Here is a 21546-nt window from a genome sequence, read left to right on the forward strand (position 1 = left end):
AGGCTGGACAACCCAGATCGTCAGATAACGCGAGATAAATCAGTTGCTTGCAAGCCAACTTCTTCGCGTTTTGGCGGGCGTCGCGCAGTGCAACGGCGAAGGCGGTCACAAGGGTGGGCGCGATCGAAGGCAAGGCGATGGTGGTCTGCATGAGCCGCCGCATCTGCGTTGCGCTTTACGACGGGATCGTGGCGCTGCGCCCCGACTGGCATTCGGACGACGACACACTGGGCAAGATCAAGATCGTGATGACGGGCTCTGCCTCTGACCCGCAAGCATGGCAAGCGCATCTTGGCGGCAAGCTGCGGCGCGACCTTATGGCCAAGCGCGCCAAAGACCCAAACGATGCGCTGAAAATGGTGATCGTGCGCGACATGTGGCTGACGCAAGAAGAGATCGCCTTCTACGATGCGCTCGCCGATAATCAGAGCGCCGTCGAGGTGCTTGGCAACGACCAACTGAGGATCATCGCCCACGAATTACTGACCAGCCTGAAGTCCAGCATCACCATCGACTGGGCACATCGCGACAGTGCGCGTGCGCGGCTCCGGGTGCTGGTAAAGCGTATCCTGCGCAAATACGGCTACCCCCCGGATTTGCAGGACGCCGCTGTGCAAGAGGTGTTGCAGCAGGCCGAGGCGCTTTCGGCGCAGTGGGCGGCATGAAAGGTCGTCAAGGCGCAGGATTCGGTCTGTCGATAGGCACGCAATGCGCTCCCTCGGCATTTCGTTCGGGCAACTGCGCGCAGCGCCTCAGGTCCGCAGCCGGAAATCGGCGCGCGCGCTTTGCCCGATGACGCGGCGGCCGTTGGGCAGGTCGTTGCCCTCGACCTTGGCGGCAATCGCCTCGGGGGCCAGCCCGAGGTCTTGCCAGCGGCGGGTAAGGCGGGCGTTGAGGTCGGCTTCAGAGGTCTCGATCATCACCGTCAGCTCGAATAGGTCGCGCAGCGCGGCCCAGTCGCCCTCGGCCAGCAGCAGATAGTTGCCCTCGACCACCACCAGCCGGACGCTCTGCGCAATCAGCCGCGCCCCGGCGCGGGCAATCTCGATGTTGCGGTCAAAAACCGGCACCGCCACCGCTGCCTCGTTACGCGCACGCAAGCGGGCGAGGGTGTGCGCTAGGCCGCCCACGTCGAAGGTGTCGGGTGCCCCCTTGCGGGCGTGCCGCCCCAATTCCCCCAGCAACCGGTCATCGTAATGAAAACCGTCCATCGGCAGCAATGCGGCAAATCCGGGGCGGGCGGCATTGGCCGCCGCCACCAGCCGCTCGGCCACGGTCGATTTGCCAGACCCCGGCGGCCCGGCGATGCCGATGATCTGCCGCGCGGCGGGGTCGGCAGCCAGAAGCCGGGCCAGCAGCCCGGCCTCGTCGATCAGAGGCGCGACCATGGCTCAGATTAGCCGATACTGGTGCGCCTTGCCACGCAGGAACGGCAGGCCGTTATCCATCACCTCGGCCTCGTCGCGCGCCACCGGGCGCCAGACCGAAAGACCCCAGGCCACTTCGGGCGGCATGTTGATGAAGCTCTCCATCGCCAGACCGCCCTTGAAGCCGATCGCCGAAAGCGCCGCGAAGATTTCATCCCAGTCGCAGGTGCCCCAGCCGGGGGTGCCACGGTCGCTTTCGCTCAGGTGGATATACTTGATATGCTCGCGGGCATCCAGAATGCCGTTGGCGGCACCCTTTTCCTCGATGTTCATGTGGTAGGTGTCGAGGTGGATGAACATGTTCTCGGCACCGACCTTTTCGATCATCTCGACCGCTTGCCGCCCGGTGTTGATCAGGTGCGTCTCATAGCGGTTCACCGGCTCGATGCCGAACAGGAGGCCCAGCTTTTTCGCGTGCGCCGCCGCCTCGCGCAGTGCGCGGGCGACGTTGTCAAGCTCGGCCGTGGTAGGTGGCACCCCGGTGCGCTCGCCGATGCCGCCATAGGTGACGCCGGTCAGCGCCTCGCAACCCATCTCAGCGGTCTTTTCAAGCGCCACCTTCAGGTGCGCCACCGCCCCTTCGGGGTTGCGCGAAGGCCAGGAGGCCTCGGGCAGCCCGAGCGAGCAGACCGCGCGCAGCCCGTGCTTTTCCAGCAGCGCGCGAGAATGTGGGGCATCGACGCCGGGCGCGTTCAGCAGCGCGATCTCGATGAAATCCATCTTGTAATGTGCGGCGGCGGCCACTGCCCGTTCGGCCCCGGCGCGATCCCATTTCATCGTCCACATGGACGTGTGCACCCCGAATCCGCGCATCACTCTCCCTTTCGTTTCTGCATTTGTGTTAGCCGCGCCCCGACCCAGCGCAGCACCATGACGCAGATCAGGAACAGCCCCCAGACCGCGGTCGAAAGGTGCTGGTTGGCACCCAGAAGGTTCAGCCCTGACGACAGCACCTGCAGGATCATCAGCGCCAGCACCACCGGTGCCACCTTGCCGAAGCCGCCGAACGGGTCAACCCCGCCCAGAAAGCAGGCGAGCACGGTGATCAGCAGCAACGCCTCGCCGTGGCCCACCCGCACCGAATTGAAGCGGGTCAGCATCAGTATGCCCGCGACGGCGCAGAGCATGCCGGAAAGCGTGTAGATCAGCGTCAACGTGCGCTTGGTATGGATGCCCGAATATTCCGACGCGCGGATGTTGGAGCCGATCATGTAGACCGAGAACCCGTGCCGGGTGCGGCCAAGCAGAACATGCCAGACAAGGGCCGCCGCAAGGAAAATCAGCATCGGCACCGGCACCCCCAGCACCGAACCGTGGCCGATCGGCGCTAGATAGGTAGGAAAGCCGGAAATGTCGCCGCCGCGGGTCAGAAACTCGCCCAGGCCGCGCAAAAAGATCATCATCGCCAGCGAAACAAGGATCGGATGCGCGCCGATATAGGCAATGACCAGGCCCATGATCGCGCCCGCCGCCGCCCCCACCGCCAGCGCCGCCGCGACGCCAAGCACGAAGGCACCCGGCCCGGCATCGATGCCGCCGAATTGCAGCAGCACCCAGGCAAGCGTCAACCCCGCCATGTTGGCGGTGTAGATAATCGCCAGGTTCAGCCCGCCCGAAATGATCGGTGCCAACATGGCAAGCGTCAACAACCCGAGTTCCGGCAACTGGAATGCCATCGAGCCAAAATTGGCACCAGACAGAAAGCGCGGCGCGGTCAGGCTGAACACCACCAGCACCATAAGGAGAAAGCCGAGCAAGGCGGCCACTTCTGTGCCGAAGGTCTTGCGGTAAGCCTCGATCAGATTGCGCATGTCACTGCCCCTTGCCTACTCGTCGCGGTGCCAGTGCCATGTTCGATGTAGAAATTGCGATCAGAATGGTGGCACCGACGATCATCTTGAAGGCGTAGGGCGAGACGCCGAGCAGATTGAGCCCGTTTTGGGTGATTGCTACCAGCAGCACGCCCAGCACGCAGCCCAGCACCGAACCGCGCCCGCCGCCCAGCCGCGCCCCGCCCAGCACCACGGCCGCCAGCACTTCGAGCTCGCGCCCGATCAGCGCGTTGGGCACCACTTCCTGCACGATGTTCACCTGCATCAGGCCGCCGATACCCGCCATCATGCCCATCCAGCCAAAGGCGATGAACTGCATCGCTGCTATGTTGACCCCGGCGCGCTTGGCACCCTCAGGGTTGTCACCAAAAGCAAAAAGCTGGCGCCCGGTGGTGGTGTGGTTGATCAGCACCCAGGTGGCCGCCACACAGCCCGCCATCACCGCCACCGGCAAGGTCAGCTCAACCCAACGGCCATCGGCCATCTGCCGCTCGAATATCAGGATGCGGTCCACCCACCAATCGGGCATGTCATAAAGAAAGCGGCCCTTGGTGATGAACATCAGCAGGCCGAAGAAGGCGTTGAAAGTGGCAATGGTGATGACGATCGAGATGATCCGAAAGCCGTGGATCAGCGCTGCGTTGACAAAGCCGAGCCCGATGCCGAGCACACCCGCGACCAGAAAGCCCAGTGCCCAGTTGCCGCCGCCGAGCGCCTCGAACGCATAGACGCAGACGTATTGAACCACCGAGGCCGCCACCGCGAAGGAAATGTCGATACCGCCTGCGATCAGCACCACAAGCAGACCCACCGCCCAGATCAGGTTCACCGAGTTGTTGTTGAGCAGCGAGGCAAAGTTGCCGAGCGTCAGGAAGTTGTCCGAGGCCAGACCGAGGCCCGCGCAGAGCACCGCCAGCACCACCAGCAGGCGCGCTTCGGTGGGGTAATAGCGCAAGAAATCACGCATAGATCGCCGCCTCCAGATCGCTCAGCGTCACGTTGCGCGGGTCATGTTCGGCGACGATCCGCCCTGCTGCCATGTGCAGGATGCGGTCGGCGTTGAAATAGACCTCGGGCACCTCGTCCGAAATCAGCAGGATCGCCAACCCCATGTCGGCCAGTTTGCGGGTAATCTCAAAGATCCCGGCACGGGCACCGACATCAACCCCCACCGTCGGACTGTCCAGGATGAGCAGCCGCGGTTCGGTCGCCAGCCATTTGGCCAGCACCACCCGTTGCTGGTTGCCGCCCGAAAGCGTTGAAATCGGGTCTTGCGGGGTGCCGATGCGCACCGCGAATTCGTGCAGGCGGTGGGTCACGAGGTCGGCCTTCTTGCGGTCCGAGATCAGCCCGGCACGCCCGGTGATTTTGGCCAGCACTGGCAGCACGATGTTGTCGGCGATCGACTGCTGCTGGATCAGGCCAAGCGACAGCCGGTCTTCCGAGACATAGCCGATACCGGCCGCAACCGCATCACGGTTGGAATGCAGCCGCAGTGCGCGGCCATCAAGCCGCATGGTGCCGCGGTCTGGCCGGGTCATGCCGAAAATGCTGTGCGCAAGCTCGGTGCGACCTGCGCCGATCAGGCCGGTCAAGCCCAGCACCTCGCCAGCGCGAATGGTCAGCGAAATGTCGTCGAACTCGCCGTCGCGGCCCAGCCGGTCAAGCTCCAGCACCGGGCGCTCGGCGCTCATGTCGCGCGCGGCGACCGCGTGAGAGAGAGTCTTGCCGGTCATCAACTCGGTCAGCCGCAATTGCGTCATGCCTTCGGCATCGAAGACCCCGACCAGCCGGCCATCGCGCAGCACGCTGACGCGCTCGGCGATCTCCAGCACCTCGGCCAGCCGGTGGCTGACAAACACCACCGCCACACCACGCTCGGAAAGGCTGCGCACCAGCGCCAGCAGGCTGTCGGTTTCGCTTTGGGTCAGCGAGGCGGTGGGTTCGTCCATGAAGATCAACCGTGCCTCACCGGCGAGTGCGCGGGCAATGGCGACGATCTGCCGCTGCGCGATCGGCAACGTGCGCAGCCGCGCGCCTAGGTCGAGCGAAACACCCAGCCGTTCCAGCACCGCGCTTGCCATGGCGCGCATCGCGCCATAGCGCACACGGCGCGGCAGCCCGCCCACCAGCGTGTCAAAGGCGATGTTTTCGGCCACCGTCATTTCGGGGAACAGCGCGAGGTCTTGCCAGATCACCGCAATGCCGCGGCGCCGCGAGGCGGTGGGGGTGATGTGGTTGGCGGGTTCGCCGAAAATCTCGATCTCGGCACCAGCCTCGGGCGAATAGACGCCGGTGATGATCTTGATCAGCGTGCTCTTGCCGCAGCCGTTTTCGCCCGCGAGGCAATGCACCTCGCCACGCCGCACCTCGAATGAGACATCGTCGAGTGCATGGACGCCGCCAAACACCTTCGAGATATGGCGGAGCCGCAACGCCGAGCCTTCGGCCTCGGCGTTGGCAGGCAGGGGGGCGGGCACAGCGGACATGATCACTCCAGATTGGTGTGGCGCGCGCGCATTGCTTCGGGCGTGACGGCGAGCCGGGCGATCAGCTTGAGGATCATCACCTCGAACAGCACGAACAGCGCCCCTTCGAACAGCGACCCCATCGGCAGCACCGAGCTTTTCTTTGGGCCCTGATCGTCGGCCATGGTCTGTGCGGGCAGGGTCAGCACGAAATCGGCCAGCGCGGCACTGCGGCTGACCGGCTGCGCGGTGATGAACAAGATCGAGGCACCGGCAGCCTTGGCAACCCCCATTAGCGCCAGCGCGGTAGAAATCTCGCCCGGCCCGCAGGTGACGATGAACAGATCGCCCTTGCCGACCGGCGGCGTGGTCATGTCGCCTTCGACCGCGACCGGCACACCCATGTGGTAAAGCCGCATCGCGAAGCCCATGATCTGTAGCCGCTCGCGGCCACCACCAAAGACCACCGTGGTTTTCGCCTTGGCGATCATCTCGATCGCGGTGTTCACCGCGGCGTCGTCGAGCCGTGCAAAGACGGCACCCAGTTCTGCCAGCGCCGTGGCATAGAGCGTATTCATATTGCGGTCCTGAGTTTGTGACAATTTGCTGAAGGTGGGGCCGCCGCCATTGGCGGCAGCCCCGAAGTCAGTCGATCACAGCCCGAGGTCTGCCAGAGCGTCAACAGTATCTGCGTTGATGTTCAGCAGGTTGTCGGTGATGATGTCAAGGTTCGCCACATCGGGGTGGACCACGCCAAGGCCGGGAATTTCCATGCCGTCGGTAATCGCGGTGCCGTCAATCAGAAGCTTGCCCATCGTCACGAACACGCGGCCTGCTTCGGCCGGGTTCCACATGAAGCCACCCGAGATGACGCCGTCCTTGACCAGCTTGCGGCCCTGACCGGGCGAGAACGGCCCGAGCACGAACACCTGACCGGTCATGCGGCGTTCCTCGATGGCGCGGCCGGCACCGATCGGACCCTGGCTGCCGAACGCCAGGAAACCGCGCAGGTTCGGGTTGGCGGCCATCAGATCGAGCGCGGTCTTGCGGCTGTCGTCAACCGATTCGGCAACGCCATAACGCTCGCCGATCAGCTTCATTTCGGGGTATTTCGCCGCGATATAGGCGTTTGCCGCGTCAGCCCAGGCGTTGTGCAGCGGCACCGTCAGCGAGCCCACGAACATCGCGTATTCGCCTTTTCCACCCATCTTCTGGGCCAGCAGCTCGGCATGCGCCTCGCCAAAGCCCTGCACCGAGGCAAGTTCGAAATCCCAGTCGACGTTGGTCAGGCCGGGGCCTTCGTGGGCAATCACCTTGATGCCCGCCGCGCGGGCCTTGGCCAGCACCGGCTCGAGCGCGGCTTCGTCGTTTGGCACCACGCCGATCACATCGACACCCTTGGCGATCAGGTCTTCGATGGCGCGCACCTGCAGCGCCGGGTCGGCCGAGGTCGGGCCGACCATGAAGGCGTCGATGCCAAGTTCGGCGGCCCTTTCCAGAATGCCCATTTCCATCGCGTTGAACCACGGAATGCCGCCGATTTTCACGACGACACCCATGGTCGGGCGGGTCTGGGCCTGCGCCGATACGGCAAGACCAAGCGCCAGTGCAGCACCCGCAAGGGTGCCTAGCAGTTTCTTCATCATTGTCTCCTCCCAAATGCCCGCCGGGGTCCGGCAGAGCTAAAACAATCGATTGTGCAACAAAACCTGAAACGATGCTCGCTTCACTCGACCGCACGTTTTTCAGCAGTGGCGGGTTTTCGGCGATCTCGGGCGTCAGTTGCTCAATCGATGTTGCAATCCTTGTGCCTTGCTTGCAGAGTCGTCAACAGATTTTTGCGAAGTGCCCCGAACGGCGAACAGACATGAGACGCACAGGATCGAAGCCAACCATCTACGACATCGCACGACTGTCGGGTGCCTCGCCCTCAACCGTGAGCGCCGCGCTGAACGGTAGCTGGAAGGACCGCCGCATCCGCGAGGAAACGGCACAGCGCATCCGCGACGTGGCGGCTGCCGAGGGTTATTCGATCAACATGCAGGCGCGTGGGCTTCGCAAGGCGCGCTCGGGGCTGGTTGGCATGATCCTGCCCGCGCATGACAACCGCTTTTTCTCGTCGCTCAGCCAGCATTTCACCACCGAGGCCTGGCGACGCGGGCTGTGCCCGGTGATCGTTTCCACCCGCCGCGAGCCGCAGGAAGAGGTGCGCTCGCTCGAAAGCCTTCTGTCCTACGCGATTGATTCGGTGTTCATTGCCGGGGCGACCGACCCCGAAGCGCTCAGCCGCATCTGCCATCAAGTCGGGCTGGCGCATGTGTTCATCGACCTGCCATCGATGCAGTCGCCCTCGGTGGTGTCCGACAACGCGGCGGGCGCCGCGATGCTTGCGCGCAAGATCATCGAGACGATGCCGGCTGTAGATGACCCGCGCCGCGCAAAGCCCTACCTTTTAGGCGGCGACCCGCGGCTTTACGCCTCGTCGCGCCGCATTGCGGCCTTTCGCGAGGCGGTCACTGAGATGCGCGGCCATTGTGACGACGATCAGGTGATAGCCTGCGGCTATGTGCCCGCCCGCGCCGCGGAGGAGATGGAGCGGTTGATCGACCGCATTGGCGGGTTGCCCGCAGGGCTGTTCATCAACTCGATTCCGGCCTTCGAAGGCGCGCTAAGCCACCTTGTGCTTCTGCCGCCCGCAGCCTTCGCGCAAAGCGTGATCGGCTGTTACGACTACGACCCCTTTGGTGCCTTCCTGCAGTTTCCGGTCTACATGGTCTGGCAGGATTCGCATGCGCTGGTGCAACGCGCATTTGCTTTGCTTGATCAGGGGGCCAAGACGCCGGTGCTCGAAATGATCCCGCCGGTGCTGGTGCCGCCGCGCACGATTCTGCCCGGCACCCTCAGCGAGCAGGGCTGATCGCGCCACCTGTGCTGTTGATTTCAACCCAGAACTGCGCCCGGCTTTCCACCGAGAAGCGAGCCACCTCTGACTATGAATTTCAGGTCATGCTGGGGTCAAGGCTGGGTTTGTCTCCTTCTTTTTCTGGCTGCGGCTGCCGAACTGGCTTTGAGGCGGAAGCTGACGTTTCCGGTCTGAGGGATGAGGCGGGGATGGGTGAGGCGGTCGAACAAGGCAATGGCCATCTTGGCGTCACCGAAGACCATTGCCCATTGGCTGAAGCTGAGTTTGATCGCGGCTATGATCGAGGTGCGCTGGTAGGGTGGCTTGTCAGGTAAAACGGCAACTGCCGAACGGACCCGCCCATTCCTATCCACCCACCTCACCTCCCCCTCCGTCCGAAGCCTCGCAACGGACGGCCTGACAAAACTTCAGGGGCAAGATTGGGCACCGATCACCCCGACAGAGGGGCAATTTGCACTCTGAGACACGCTTGATGCTTGCTTCTGCTGGAGGAAAATCGTCGCGCGCTCGCAGCATCAACTCGTAGTCAGCAGCCGCGTTGATCATGGCGCTTGCGCCTTGCGAAAATGCCAATCTCATCTGCAGCCTGCCTTTGGACTATCTGGTCGTGCTCGGCCATCATCACCGCCGTCGACGCGCATTTCTTTTCATCGGTGCCGAGCGTGTTCCTGAAAAGGGTTTTCGCTGCGACAGAGAGCGTCAGGTCCGGGGCGTTCTTGTGCGCCTGATAGGTCTCTCGCGCGGCGTCGATTCTGGCGAGGAAGCTGTTGATGATTCCGAGCGCGAGTCGCGCGCGCTTGCGCGCATCGGACCGCAGATCCTTCTCGACCAGCTCGCGCGCTCCGACGATATTGCGAAGTTCCTCGGGCACGGTGATGCGGACGAGCCACTTGCCCCGGAGGTTTTGGACGTATTGCACGCCTGCCTAAAAGACCTTGTTTGTAGCAGTCCTTGTAGCAGAGCTTGAGCATACGCCTTTGAAAAGTGGGGTTTTGAAATAAATCAATACCATAGGAAGGGGAGGGGTGAGAGGCTGGACAACGACCCAAGCGGGGCTCGTTACGGCTGCTTCCTTCCGGACCTGACCGGGTTGGCGAGGCGCTCGCCCGCGCCAACCTCTCGGGGGGCGATATAGGCGGGCGGGGGCGGCGATGCAAGCGGCTTGCAAAGGCCCCCGCGCCCGGCCCCGGTCACTTCAGCGCGCGGTCCTTGGTGCTCGGCAGGAAGTTGGTGGAGAAGTAAAGATCACGGTCCTCCGAGTTGATGAAGTCAGGGTTGTCTTGCAGCTGCGCGACGTTCCATTCCTGCCGGGCCTGGCTTGGCGTGCCAAAACCGTTTTCGAGAACATATGGCGTCAGCACGTTTTCCGCGATGATCATGCGCAGGCGTTCGGCCTCGACGCCTGGATCAAGCTCGGGCTTGCGCGCCACCACGGCGGCGATCGCCGCATCGGGGTCGGCCATTGTCGCCTTCCAGCCCTTCAGCACGGCGGCGACCAGTTTCGACACGGTGGCAGAGGAAGATTTGGCAAAATCGGAGTTGACCACGAGAACCTGACCGTAAAGCACCAAGCCATTGTCAGCCATTGGCAGCACGGTCAGGTCGTCGGCCGAAACGCCAAGCCGCGCCAGATCGGGCAAGAGGTCGTAGCTCAGGCCCGCGACGGCATCGACCTCGCCCGCCGCAAGTGCCGCTGCAAGGGCGGCGGGGTCGCGGTGCTTGAGGGTGAAATCGGTCAGTGAAAGCCCGTTTGAATTGGCCAGGTTCAGCATGCGGAACCTCATCAGGCTTTCGCTGTCATAGCCCACGACGTGCCCGGCGAGGTCTGCCACCGAGGTGATGCCATGCGATTTCAGGCCGACAACAGTGAATGCTGCGCGGTCATGAATGACCATCACCGATATCGCCGAAGCACCGGGGTTCATGGTGACATATTCGGCGAAGGTCGGAAAATCGACGATACCCATTGCGTAAGTGCCCATCGCCACCCGGCTTACCGCGTCAAGCGCGCTGCGGGTGGGACGCACGTCAACGTTAAGCCCCTCCGCCTCGAAGATGCCGCTGTCATCGGCGAACACATAGGCCGCCGAAGCGCCGCTGATCGGGCCGTCGATGGCAATGCGCAATTCGGTTTGGGCCGTTACGGGACTGGCAAAAGCCAGAATTGTGAATGCGGTCGCAAGTATTCTGGACATCGACAGATCCTTCCCGGCTGACGCAGACCGTCAGTCTGCAATTTGTCGCCGATCGGTGCGGGCGGGTGCCTCGGGCCGGTCGCCTGCCCCGGCTTAGCGCCCGACCCCGGCAAGGGCGATGAAAAACCCCGTGATGTGGCGAGTTTGCGGCGATATGGCGCAGTGCATTTTGTGACGCATGGGCTGGTTCGCCGAAGGCAGTTCAGAAACGAATACGATAGCGCGCAAAACCATTCCCGCCGATGCCCAGCGGCTCCAGCCGCAGGCCCTCGATCTCGGGCAGGCAGCGCGCGGCACCCGGCCCGGTCTCGAAAAGCGCGGATGTGCCCGGCATCGGGCAAAACCGCCAGCTTGCGCGTTGCCGGGGTGCCAGAGTCCCTTGCCGCGCCACGAAGCGCTGCAAGATGTCGCGGTTGGCCTCAATCCCCTCCAGCACCACCCGATCCGGCCCGAGGCCCGGAAAGCGGCCGCCACCCGAGGCGCGGTAGTTGTTGGTGGCGACAACGAACTGCGCGCCGGGGTCGAGCGGTGCCCCGCCAAACCGCAGATCGCGTATTCGCCGTGCCTTGGGGGCCAGCAATGCGCCATCGGCGCCGTAGCGCGAGGGCTGGGCCAGATCGATCTTGAATTCGAGCCCGTCGATGACATCGAAATTGTAGCCCGGAAACTCCGGATCGAGCAGTATCTGATCCTGTGCGTCCGGAACCAGACGGTTGAAGATGCCTGCCGAACGCTCCAGCCACTCGCACAGTTCGGCACCATTCACCCTGACGGCGCGAATGGTGTTGGGATATTCGTAGAAATCCGCGATGCCACGCAGCGCGATATCGCCTGCGGGAACGTCGGTGAAATGCGTCGGCCCGCCGCGCCCTCCGGTCTTGAACGGTGCGGTTGCCGACAAAAGCGGCAGCGCTGCGTATTCGGTGCCTGCCAGCGCTTCGGCCACATGCCAGCGCTGCGCTTCGGCCACCAGCTTGCCCACCGGATCGTGCGACAAGAGCGCAAAGTAGCTGTGCATCGGCACCGCGCTGCGCCCCACCGGTCGGCGGATATAGCCAAGGGTTGCCTGATGGTCGGCTGCGGTGGCGGCAAGCACCGCCGGATGCTGCAAGGTGAGCGGGGTAACGCTGTTGTCGGGGTTCTTGCGAAACACCGGTGCGGCGCTGGCGGTCGCGGAGCACACCCGCCAGCGACCTTCGCAATGATCGAGCACGAGGTCGATCAGCCCCAGATGCGAGCCGAAGGCACCTGCCATGACCGAGGGAATGCCGTGCAGGCGGCCGGCCGAGGCATCGATGCCGGGCAGCTTCGGCACCGCGTCGGCCGGAAAGACCAGATGGCTGTGACCGAGCATCAGCGCATCAATGCCCGCCACCCGTGACAGGGGCAGGGCGGCGTGTTCCTGCCCCGGCACATGGTCGGGGGCCCCGATGCCGGTATGCGCCAGCACCAGCACCAGATCGGCCCCTGCCGCGCGCAGATGCGGCACCCATGCCGCCGCTGTTTCGACGATGTCGCGGGTTTCGATCCGGCCGCTGAGGTGCTTGTGGTCCCAGATGGTGATCTGCGGCGGTGTCAGGCCAAGCACACCTATGCGGATGTCGCGGGGCACGCCATCATCACAGACAAGTTTGCGATCAAGGACCGCAGAACCGGGCAGCAACAAGGTGTCGCTCAACGGCCCGTCGGCACCGAGCCTTTGTGCAGCGTTTGCCGCCAGCACGGGAAACTCGGCACCGCCGAGCGCGGCAAGCAAGAACTCCAGCCCGTAGTTGAAATCGTGGTTGCCCAAGGTTGCCGCGTCATAGCCGAGCGCATTCATCGCAGCGATGGCGGCGTGCGGAGCGCCTTTGTCAAGGCCGCGCTCAAGTGCCAGATAATCGCCGAGCGGATTGCCTTGCAGGTAATCTCCGCAGTCAAAGAGCATCGCATTGGGCACCTCGGCGCGAAGCTGTGAGATCAGGCCTGCGGCGTGGGCAAGGCCAAATGCTTCGGCGGCGCAATCCGAATAGTAATTGTAGGGGAGCAGATGCATGTGCAGGTCGGTCGTCTGCAAAAGGCGCAACTGCGCCCGTTCGGGGCCTGCCGGGCGCATGGCCTGCGGCGCGGTCATTGAAGCGCCCTCTTGGTGTCGGAACTGGTGGGGCGAGTTACAAACGAGATCATGGGCTTGTCTTTGGAACCTGTGCAATCTGGTGCGCTCTTGAGCGTAATGCGATGTGGCATGCGCGGCTATCCATAAAATTGAATTCCTTATGAAAATACAATTTATAGTTGTAACTGCGCCAAACTTCCGCCGAGGTCTGGCGCAGTGCGGGCTATCGTGGCAGCTATCGCATCAGCTCGAAAGCGGGGAGGAATGCGGATGCGCGACGGTGCCGGGTTTGCCTTTGCCGGATCGGGACTTGATCGGGCGGCAGTCGCGCGTGCCGCGCCCGAAAGGGTTGCGGTGCTTTTTGCCTCTCCGGGCGCGCAGGTTCTGCCGCTTTGGCGCGGCCGCCCACTTTTTGCAGGGGATGCGCTCGGCTGGCTTGCGCCCGGCCATGCGATTCTGGCCGATGCCGCTGACGCCCCGATATTTCTGGCAGCCGAGGCCGGGCAGGCATGGTTTGCCCTCGACCTTTCAGACTGGCAGCCCGATCCGCCTGCCGCTGCGGCTCCGAGCGTTTTTGACGCGGGCGACCAGCGCCACCCGCTTTTGCCCGAGCCATTCGTGTTTGGCGAGTTGCGCAACCGCATGGCAGGCTTGGGTGCGCGCGAAGGCGAATTGGCGGCGATGGCGCGGGCATTGAGCGAATGGCACCGCTCGCACGGCTATTGCGCGCGCTGCGGTGGCGCGAGCCAGCCCAGCCACGCGGGTTGGCAGCGGCATTGCCCGACCTGCAAGGCAGACCATTTTCCGCGCACCGATCCGGTGGTCATCATGCTGGTCACGCGCGGCAACTGCACCTTGCTCGGGCGCGGCCCCGGCTGGCCTGCGGGCAGCTATTCATGCCTTGCGGGCTTTGTGGAGCCCGGCGAGACCGTCGAGGCGGCGGTGCGCCGCGAGGTGGCCGAGGAAACCGGTGTCAGGGTGGGCGCGGTGCGCTATGTTACCAGCCAGCCCTGGCCCTTTCCCGCCTCGCTCATGCTCGGCTGCCATGGCGAGGCGCTGGATACCGATCTGACCTGCGACCCTCTCGAGATCGAGGATGCCCGCTGGGTCTCGCGCGAGGATCTGGCCAAGGTTCTCGCTGGCAGCCACCCGGAAATCCGTGCGCCACGCCGCGGAGCCATTGCCGCGGATTTGCTGCACCGGTGGCTTGCGGATCGTCTGCATTGACGGCAGAACGGGCAGCGGCACCGCGCCTATGGAGGTAACGATTCATGAAATTTTCCAGCCGCGAAGACATTGAGGCCCCGATAGAGCGTGTATTTGCCGCGATGACGGATTTTCAGGCGTTGGAAACGGCGGCGCTGCGGCGCGGGGTGCAATTGCGCAGGCTTGATGCGCGCGCCGGAACCGGGCCCGGCATGTCGTGGGATATCGGCTTTCGCTATCGCGGCAAGATGCGGGCTCTGGTCGGCACGGTTTCGGCGCATGAGCCGCCCGAGCGGCTTGCCTTTGACGCCAGCGCGCAGGGTTACGAGGTGACGATGGTATTTTCGCTGCTGGCCTTGTCGCGCCAGCGCACGCGGATCAGCACCGAAATGGAGGTGCGGCCGCGCAGCCTTCCGGCGCGGCTCTTGCTGCAATCGGCGCGGCTGGGGCGTGCCGCGCTGGCGCGCCGCTATTCGGACCGGATCCGGCTGATTGCGCTGGAGCTTGAAGACCGCGCCGCGCGTGCGCCAGTAGCCGGCGCTGGCACCTAATAGCGGCGCGGATCGGCCGGATAGACGCCGAGGAGTGCCATCGACGAGGTGAAATAGCCCAGTTCGTCAAGCGCCAGCCGCACATTGTGGTCATCCGGGTGGCCTTCGATGTCTGCATAGAACTGGGTGGCGGTGAAGGTGCCGTCAACCATGTAGCTTTCCAGCTTGGTCATGTTGATGCCATTGGTCGCAAAGCCGCCCATCGCCTTGTAGAGCGCCGCCGGAATGTTGCGCACGCGGAACACGAAGGTGGTCATCATCGGCCCGGTGCCGCGCCGGGTCAGGTTCGGCTCGCGCGACATGATGAGAAAGCGCGTGGTGTTGTGTTCGCGGTCCTCGATGTGGCGGGCGAGCAGATCGAGGCCGTAGATCTCGCCTGCAAGCTCGCTGGCGAGCGCGGCCAGTTTCGCGTCGCCGCGCTCGGCGACAAGCTTGGCCGAACCCGCGGTATCGGCCCCGGTGACCGGGCGCAGGCCGTGACGGCGCAGAAAGTCGCGGCACTGGCCAAGCAGCACGGTGTGACTCATTGCCGCTTCCACGTCTTCGATCCGGGTGCCGGGAACCGCCAGAAGGTTGATGTGCACGCGCACGAAGGCTTCTTCAATGATGTGCAGACCGCTTTCGGGAAGCAGGTGGTGAATGTCGGCCACGCGCCCCGCAGTCGAGTTCTCGACAGGTAGCATGGCAAGGTCTGCATTGCCTTTTCGCACCATCTCGATAGCGTCTTCGAAGGTTGCGCAGGGCACCGCTTCCATGTTCGGGCGGGCTTCGCGGCAGGCCTGGTGCGAGTAGGCACCGGGTTCGCCCTGAAAGGCAATGCGACCGGTCTGGCGGTTCAGCGTCATGCGGGTTTCCTCGTGGCTCCGGGGCGATCTGGCGCGGTCACATCTGCGCCTGCGGCTAACTATACCTTGAAAACTGGCAGGGGAAGCGGTTAGAAGCCCGATCAGACATTCCACGCGGGGGGAACGACATGTTCAACATGATGAATTGGATCAAGCTGGCCGGTGCGACGATCGCATCGCTGCTTGTGTTTCTTTTGGGCAGCTGGGCGGCGAACACGATTTACAGCACCGGTACGGGTGCGGAGGTGGCGCATGCTCCGGCAACGGCACCAGCGGCCACAGCGCCCGCTGCTACTGCTCCCGCCGCCGCTGCCCCCGCGGCCGTGGTTGCAGCGACAGCACCCGCCGCCGCGGCAGCGGCCTTTGAGCCGCCCGCGCTTTCCGCGCCCGTGGCCGACCAGATTGCCGCCGCCGACCTCGCCGCTGGCGAAAAGGTCTGGCTGAAATGCAAGGCCTGCCACAGGCTTGACGGCAAGAACGGCGTTGGCCCGGCGCTGAACGGCATCTTTGGCCGCGTCACCGGTTCTGTCGAGGGCTTCAAGTATTCGGATGCGAACAAGAATGCGCATGTCACCTGGACCCCCGAGGTGATGAACGACTACCTGTCGAACCCCAAGACCTACATGCCCGGCAACAAGATGACCTTCGTTGGTCTGCCGCTCGAGGCTGACCGCATCAACGTGATAGCATGGCTGATGGCAAATGGTGGCGCTGCCGATGGTGCGGTTCCCGCCGCTGCTGCGCCGACCGCCGAACCCGCCGCATCGGCACCAGCAGCCGAGGCCGCTGCTGCGGCACCCGCGCTGGTGCCGATCGAAAGCGCCGACGGTGCCACGCTGGTGGCGCGCCTTGCCAGCGCCGATGTCGCGGCAGGTGGGGCGATCTTTGAACAATGCGCCGCCTGCCACAAGCTTGACGGCACCAACTCGGTCGGCCCCTACCTGAACGGCGTGCTCGGACGCGCCACCGCGCAGGCCGAAGGCTATGCCTATTCGGAAGCCAACAAGGCCGCGAACCAGACCTGGACCGCCTCGACGATCTACCGCTATCTGGTTGATCCGCAATCGGTGCTGCCGGGCACAGCGATGACCTTTGCCGGCCTGCCCAACGATCAGGACCGCATCAACGTGATCGCCTGGTTGCTGTCGAACGGCGGCGTCGCCGAGAAGGACCTGCAATCGGCCCAGGATGCGCTGGCGCTGGGTGCAGCACAGGCCGCAGCAGCTGCGACTGTGCCCGCCGTTGCCGAAGTGCCAGCACCCACTGCCGCTGCTCCTGCGGCCACCGAAGCGGTTGCTGCCCCGGCCGCCGCGGCTGGCGGTGAGGCCCCGATTGCCGAGCGTCTTGCGACCGCAGATCTGGAAGCCGGCTCGAAGGTCTTTGCCAAATGCAAGGCCTGCCACAAGCTCGATGGCAAGAACGCCGTAGGCCCGCATCTCGATGGGCTGTTCGGGCGGGTGTCGGGTGCCGTCGAGGGCTACAAATACTCCGACGCCAACAAGGCCGCCGGGGTGACCTGGACGGTCGAAGTGCTCGACGCCTATCTGGCCGACCCGAAAGCCTACATGCCCGGCAACAAGATGACCTTCGTCGGTTTGCCGAAGCCTGAAGACCGCGCCAACGTGATCGCCTGGCTGCAGGCAAACGGCGGCTGAAGCGGCTGCGGCGGAACAAAACCCGCAAAGGCCGCGCCCTCGGGTGCGGCCTTTCGCATTTTCAAGGCCTTCTCACGCATTCGCGCCTTGATGCGAAGCCCCTCTGGCCGTTACCTTGGCCAGAGGGGTGCCCCGTGCGGGCGCGGCAATCTGGAGGGATGGCGATGGCGAAGGTGGCAGTTCGGCGTTCGGCAAGACCGATCGATCTTGCGGCGGCTACGCTTTTGGCGGCGGCGCTCTGGCTGGTGCTGGCGCTCGGTGCGATGGCGCAGGTATCGACGATCCGCTCGCACGGGATTTCGACCTTTGGCGATCTCAAATATGGCCCGGATTACGCGCATCTCGATTACGTCAACCCGAATGCGCCCAAGGGTGGCGAAATCTCGATCTGGGCATCGGGTGGGTTTGACAGCTACAATCCCTACTCGATCAAGGGCCGCGCCGCGGCGCTTTCCTCGGCACCGCTCGAGTCGCTGCTGACCGGCACCTCGGACGAAATCGGTTCGGCCTACGGGCTTCTGGCCGAAAGCATGGAATACCCCGAAAGCCGCGACTGGGTGATTTTCACCCTGCGCGCCGAAGCGCGCTTTTCCGATGGCTCGCCACTGACCGCCGAAGACGTGCTGTTTTCCTATGAGCTTTTGCGCGACAAGGGCCTGTCGAGTTTTCGCGGGGTGATCAGCCAGATGATCGCCGGGGCAGAGGTGCTCGACCCCTTGCACATCAAATTCACCTTCATGCCCGACTTCCCGCGCCGTGACGTGATTCAGGCTGCGGGTGGGTTGCCGGTGTTTTCCAAGGCGGAATTCACCTCCAGCGGGCGCGACTTGCAGGAAACCTCGAATATTCCTTATATCGGCTCCGGTCCCTACGTTTTCGACAGCGCCGACGAGGGGCGGCGCGTGGTCTGGCGGCGCAACCCCGACTACTGGGGGCAGAACCTTCCGATCAACATCGGCCGCAACAACTTCGACCGCATTCGCATCGAGTATTTTGCCGATTACGAGGCCGCGTTCGAGGGCTTCAAGGCGGGTGCCTATACTTTCCGCAACGAAGCATCTTCGCTGATCTGGGCGACACGCTACAACTTTCCCGCGCTCAACAACGGCTGGGTGGTCAAGCGCGAATTGCCGAATGGCAATATCGGCAGCGGCCAGAGCTTCGTGCTCAACCTGCGCCGCGAGAAGTTCCAGGATCCGCGCGTGCGCGAAGCGCTGGGGTTGATGTTCAACTTCGAATGGTCAAATGAAACGCTGTTCTACGGGATCTATGCGCGCACCACCTCGTTTTGGGACAACAGCGAACTGGCCGCAAGCGGCACCCCGTCGCCCGAAGAGCTGGCGCTTTTGACCCCGCTCGCTGACCAGTTGCCGCCCGGCGTGCTGACCGATCCGGCGGTGCTGCCGCCAACCTCGGGTGCCAACCAGCTTGACCGCGCCAACATGCGGCTTGCCGCAGCGCTTCTCGATGAAGCGGGCTGGGCGGTGGGTGCCGATGGCATGCGCCGCAATGCCAGGGGCGAAACGCTGGTGGTCGAGTTCCTGAACGAAAGCCAGAGCTTTGACCGGGTGATCAACCCCTATGTGGAGAACTTGCGCGCGATTGGCGTTGATGCGGTCCACAACCGGGTGGATGACGCCCAGATGACCTCGCGCGAGCGCAGCCACGATTTCGACATCGTCACCGATCAGTTGGGGCAGGATTACATCCCTGGCTCGGGCCTGCAACAATACTTCGGTTCGGCCAGCACCGAAGACGCTTTCAACACCATGGGTCTGCAAAGCCCGGCGGTCGATGCGCTGATCTCCAATATCGAGGCAGCCGATACCCGTGCGGAAATGACGGTTGCGGTGCAAGCGCTCGACCGGGTGCTGCGCGCCTACCGCTTCTGGGTGCCGCAATGGTTCAAGGATTCGCATACGGTTGCCTATTTCGACATGTATGAACACCCCGAGACCTTGCCGCCCTATTCGCTGGGCGAGTTGGATTTCTGGTGGGTAAACGCCGAAAAGGCCGCAACACTGAAAGCCGCCGGCGCGTTCTGACGCGGGCAAATAGGGCAGGGGCGTAACACGAGGCATGGGCGCCTATATCCTCAGGCGGTTGCTGTTGATCGTCCCGACGTTGTTCGGGATCATGCTGATCAACTTCGCGCTGACCCAGTTCGTGCCGGGTGGCCCGATCGAGCAGATCATCGCCCAGATGGAGGGCGAGGGCGACGTGTTCCGCAACATCTCTGGCGGCGGCGACGCGGGCGCACAGGACACCGGCGGCCTCGGCAATGAAGAACGTTACCGCGGCGCGCGCGGCCTGCCGCCGGAAATGCTCGATGCGCTTGAAGTGCAGATGGGATTTGCGCGCATCGTCTGCGACGCCGGGCATGTTGGCGAGCCGAACCTCAAGTCTGCCGATTGCCGCAAGGAAAAGATTTCGGCGGTGCGGCAGTTCTTCATCATGATGGGCAATTACCTGCGCTTCGACTTTGGCGAGAGCTTCTTTCACTCGACCTCGGTGATTGGCCTCGTGCTCGACAAGATGCCGGTGTCGATCACGCTGGGGCTTTGGTCAACGCTGCTGGCCTATTTCATCTCGATCCCGCTTGGCATCCGCAAGGCGGTGCGCGATGGCACCGCGTTTGACACCTGGACCTCGGGCGCGATCATCGTGGGTTACGCGATCCCCGGTTTTCTGTTCGCGGTCTTGCTGATGGTGCTGTTCGCCGGTGGCAGTTACTGGAAGATCTTCCCGCTGCGGGGGCTGACCAGCGAGAATTGGGGCGAATTGAGCATGATCGGCAAGGCGCTCGACTACCTCTGGCACATCACGCTGCCGGTGGTCGCCTCGACGATTTCCAGTTTTGCCACGCTGACCCTGCTCACCAAGAACAGCTTTCTCGACGAGATTAACAAGCAATATGTCGTAACCGCGCGGGCCAAGGGCCAGACCGAGCGCCGCGTGCTTTACGGGCATGTCTTCCGCAACGCCATGCTGATTGTCATTGCCGGGTTTCCCTCGCTGTTCCTCGGTGTGTTCTTCGGCGCGTCGATCCTGATCGAAACGATCTTTTCGCTCGATGGCCTCGGGCGGCTCGGGTTCGAGGCGGCGGTGGCGCGGAACTATCCGGTCATTTTCGGCACGCTCTATTTCTTCGGGCTGATCGGGCTTCTGGTCGGCATCCTCTCGGACCTGATGTATGTCTTTGTCGATCCGCGCATCGATTTTGAACGGAGGGCCGGGTGAAGCTTTCGCCTCTCAACGCCCGCCGCTGGCGGAATTTCAAATCGAACCGCCGGGCGTTCTGGTCGCTCTGGATATTTCTTGCGGCCTTCGGCTTGTCGCTCTTGGCCGAGGTCATTGCCAACGACAAGCCGATGCTGGTGAGCTACCGGGGCGAGTTCTACTTTCCCGCCTACCGCTTCTACCCCGAAACCGCATTTGGCGGCGATTTCCGCACCCAGGCGATATACCGCGACCCGGCGGTGCAATGCCTGATCGTTTCGGGCGGGCGGCAGGAATGCTGGGACGACCCCGCGGGCGTGACCGCAGAGGCAAGAACCGGCATGGTGGCAGGCGAGGCGGTAGAGCGCGGCTGGATCATCTGGCCGCTGATCCGCTACCATTACCGCACCATCAACAACGTCGGTTCCGCACCATCGGCACCCGATGCCAGGCACTGGCTCGGCACCGATGACACCGCGCGCGATGTCACGGCGCGGGTGATCTACGGCTTTCGCACCTCGGTGCTGTTCGCGCTGATCGTGACCGGCATATCCTCGGTGCTGGGCATCGCGGCGGGGGCGGTGCAGGGCTATTTCGGCGGCCGCACCGACCTCATATTCCAGCGCGCGCTGGAAATCTGGGGCTCGACGCCCTCGCTTTATGTCATCATCATCCTGTTCGCGATCCTCGGACGCAGTTTCTGGCTTCTGGTGTTCGTCTCGATCCTGTTCGGCTGGCCGGCGCTGACCGGCGTGGTGCGGGCCGAGTTCTTGCGGGCGCGCAATTTCGAATATGTCCGCGCCGCGCGCGCGCTCGGGGTTACCGACCGGGTCATCATGTTCCGCCACATCCTGCCGAACGCCATGGTCGCAACGCTGACGCTGATGCCTTTCGTGGTGACCGGCGCAATCTCGGGCCTCGCCTCGCTCGATTACCTTGGGTATGGCCTGCCCTCGTCGGCACCCAGCCTTGGCGAGCTGGCGCTTCAGGCCAAGCAGAACCTGCAAGCGCCGTGGCTTGGGTTTTCGGCCTTTTTCACCTTTGCGCTGATGCTCTCGCTGCTGGTTTTCATCTTTGAAGGTGTGCGCGACGCCTTCGACCCGCGAAAGACCTTCAAATGAGCGCTGGGC

Annotated in this window: 20 protein-coding genes and 1 other RNA gene; 8 read left to right on the forward strand and 13 right to left on the reverse strand. The window is 63.8% G+C overall.

What is annotated here, in order from left to right:
- The first annotated feature begins 113 nt into the window (after positions 1 to 113).
- Positions 114 to 665, forward strand: a complete 552-nt coding sequence (locus Q8J98_RS01010; RefSeq protein WP_305292676.1) for a type I restriction enzyme endonuclease domain-containing protein — start codon at positions 114 to 116, stop codon at positions 663 to 665.
- Between the two features lie 87 nt (positions 666 to 752).
- Here the strand turns inward: Q8J98_RS01010 and Q8J98_RS01015 are convergent, their stop codons facing one another.
- The 7 genes from Q8J98_RS01015 to Q8J98_RS01045 all read right to left on the reverse strand — a co-directional run bounded on the left by Q8J98_RS01015 (position 753) and on the right by Q8J98_RS01045 (position 7370).
- A complete protein-coding gene (locus tag Q8J98_RS01015; protein ID WP_305292678.1) occupies positions 753 to 1388 on the reverse strand; it encodes a nucleoside/nucleotide kinase family protein in 636 nt (211 codons plus the stop codon).
- A 3-nt stretch (positions 1389 to 1391) separates the two neighbouring features.
- Positions 1392 to 2240 carry a sugar phosphate isomerase/epimerase gene (locus Q8J98_RS01020; protein WP_305292680.1) on the reverse strand — a complete coding sequence of 283 codons (849 nt, stop codon included), beginning with the start codon at positions 2238 to 2240 and terminating at the stop codon, positions 1392 to 1394.
- Complete coding sequence (locus Q8J98_RS01025; protein WP_305183540.1) at positions 2240 to 3238, reverse strand: ABC transporter permease; 999 nt, start codon at positions 3236 to 3238, stop codon at positions 2240 to 2242. Before Q8J98_RS01025 ends, Q8J98_RS01020 begins: the two co-directional genes overlap by 1 nt.
- 1 nt (position 3239) lies before the next feature.
- Positions 3240 to 4226: an ABC transporter permease gene (locus tag Q8J98_RS01030; protein ID WP_305183539.1), complete on the reverse strand. Its 987-nt coding sequence runs from the start codon at positions 4224 to 4226 to the stop codon at positions 3240 to 3242.
- On the reverse strand, positions 4219 to 5748 hold the full coding sequence (locus Q8J98_RS01035) for a sugar ABC transporter ATP-binding protein (RefSeq protein ID WP_305183538.1): 1530 nt from the start codon (positions 5746 to 5748) through the stop codon (positions 4219 to 4221). The genes Q8J98_RS01030 and Q8J98_RS01035 overlap by 8 nt, the downstream gene beginning before the upstream one ends.
- Before the next feature lie 2 nt (positions 5749 to 5750).
- Positions 5751 to 6305 carry an SIS domain-containing protein gene (locus Q8J98_RS01040; protein WP_305292681.1) on the reverse strand — a complete coding sequence of 185 codons (555 nt, stop codon included), beginning with the start codon at positions 6303 to 6305 and terminating at the stop codon, positions 5751 to 5753.
- Positions 6306 to 6380: 75 nt separating this feature from the next.
- Complete coding sequence (locus tag Q8J98_RS01045) at positions 6381 to 7370, reverse strand: substrate-binding domain-containing protein (protein WP_305183536.1); 990 nt, start codon at positions 7368 to 7370, stop codon at positions 6381 to 6383.
- Between the two features lie 224 nt (positions 7371 to 7594).
- Here Q8J98_RS01045 and Q8J98_RS01050 point away from each other — a divergent pair, with 224 nt between their 5' ends.
- The gene (locus tag Q8J98_RS01050; RefSeq protein ID WP_305183535.1) at positions 7595 to 8644 is read left to right on the forward strand and encodes a LacI family DNA-binding transcriptional regulator; all 1050 of its coding nucleotides are present in this window, start codon (positions 7595 to 7597) and stop codon (positions 8642 to 8644) included.
- A gap of 98 nt (positions 8645 to 8742) precedes the next feature.
- On the opposite strand, the gene Q8J98_RS01055 is transcribed toward Q8J98_RS01050, so the two are convergent.
- The 5 genes from Q8J98_RS01055 to Q8J98_RS01075 form a co-directional block, all read right to left on the reverse strand.
- Positions 8743 to 8892 (reverse strand): ATP-binding protein, encoded by a 150-nt coding sequence (locus Q8J98_RS01055; RefSeq protein ID WP_305292801.1) that lies wholly within the window; start codon positions 8890 to 8892, stop codon positions 8743 to 8745.
- Positions 8893 to 9176: 284 nt separating this feature from the next.
- Positions 9177 to 9569: a hypothetical protein gene (locus Q8J98_RS01060; RefSeq protein ID WP_305292683.1), complete on the reverse strand. Its 393-nt coding sequence runs from the start codon at positions 9567 to 9569 to the stop codon at positions 9177 to 9179.
- A gap of 104 nt (positions 9570 to 9673) precedes the next feature.
- Positions 9674 to 9772: signal recognition particle sRNA small type (ffs, locus tag Q8J98_RS01065), an RNA gene on the reverse strand.
- A gap of 68 nt (positions 9773 to 9840) precedes the next feature.
- The gene (locus Q8J98_RS01070; RefSeq protein ID WP_305292685.1) at positions 9841 to 10845 is read right to left on the reverse strand and encodes an ABC transporter substrate-binding protein; all 1005 of its coding nucleotides are present in this window, start codon (positions 10843 to 10845) and stop codon (positions 9841 to 9843) included.
- A gap of 202 nt (positions 10846 to 11047) precedes the next feature.
- Positions 11048 to 12958 (reverse strand): bifunctional 2',3'-cyclic-nucleotide 2'-phosphodiesterase/3'-nucleotidase, encoded by a 1911-nt coding sequence (locus tag Q8J98_RS01075; protein WP_305292687.1) that lies wholly within the window; start codon positions 12956 to 12958, stop codon positions 11048 to 11050.
- 252 nt (positions 12959 to 13210) lie between these two features.
- Between Q8J98_RS01075 and nudC the strand changes: the two genes are divergently transcribed.
- Together nudC and Q8J98_RS01085 are read left to right on the forward strand one after the other, a co-directional pair.
- Positions 13211 to 14167 (forward strand): NAD(+) diphosphatase, encoded by a 957-nt coding sequence (gene nudC / locus Q8J98_RS01080; protein WP_370868042.1) that lies wholly within the window; start codon positions 13211 to 13213, stop codon positions 14165 to 14167.
- A 44-nt stretch (positions 14168 to 14211) separates the two neighbouring features.
- Positions 14212 to 14697, forward strand: a complete 486-nt coding sequence (locus tag Q8J98_RS01085) for an SRPBCC family protein (RefSeq protein ID WP_305183530.1) — start codon at positions 14212 to 14214, stop codon at positions 14695 to 14697.
- Here Q8J98_RS01085 and Q8J98_RS01090 read toward each other — a convergent pair.
- Complete coding sequence (locus Q8J98_RS01090) at positions 14694 to 15542, reverse strand: prephenate dehydratase (RefSeq protein WP_305183529.1); 849 nt, start codon at positions 15540 to 15542, stop codon at positions 14694 to 14696. The two genes, Q8J98_RS01085 and Q8J98_RS01090, sit on opposite strands and share 4 nt — an antisense overlap.
- 128 nt (positions 15543 to 15670) lie before the next feature.
- Here Q8J98_RS01090 and Q8J98_RS01095 point away from each other — a divergent pair, with 128 nt between their 5' ends.
- The 4 genes from Q8J98_RS01095 to Q8J98_RS01110 all read left to right on the forward strand — a co-directional run bounded on the left by Q8J98_RS01095 (position 15671) and on the right by Q8J98_RS01110 (position 21537).
- Positions 15671 to 17197, forward strand: a complete 1527-nt coding sequence (locus tag Q8J98_RS01095) for a cytochrome c family protein (RefSeq protein WP_305292691.1) — start codon at positions 15671 to 15673, stop codon at positions 17195 to 17197.
- Between the two features lie 164 nt (positions 17198 to 17361).
- Positions 17362 to 19242, forward strand: a complete 1881-nt coding sequence (locus tag Q8J98_RS01100) for an extracellular solute-binding protein (protein ID WP_305183527.1) — start codon at positions 17362 to 17364, stop codon at positions 19240 to 19242.
- A gap of 34 nt (positions 19243 to 19276) precedes the next feature.
- Positions 19277 to 20437 carry a microcin C ABC transporter permease YejB gene (locus tag Q8J98_RS01105; protein ID WP_305292693.1) on the forward strand — a complete coding sequence of 387 codons (1161 nt, stop codon included), beginning with the start codon at positions 19277 to 19279 and terminating at the stop codon, positions 20435 to 20437.
- Positions 20434 to 21537 (forward strand): ABC transporter permease, encoded by a 1104-nt coding sequence (locus Q8J98_RS01110; RefSeq protein ID WP_305292695.1) that lies wholly within the window; start codon positions 20434 to 20436, stop codon positions 21535 to 21537. Before Q8J98_RS01105 ends, Q8J98_RS01110 begins: the two co-directional genes overlap by 4 nt.
- Positions 21538 to 21546 lie beyond the last annotated feature (9 nt).

This window comes from Phaeovulum sp. (genome assembly GCF_030684035.1).
Classification (GTDB): domain Bacteria; phylum Pseudomonadota; class Alphaproteobacteria; order Rhodobacterales; family Rhodobacteraceae; genus UBA6213.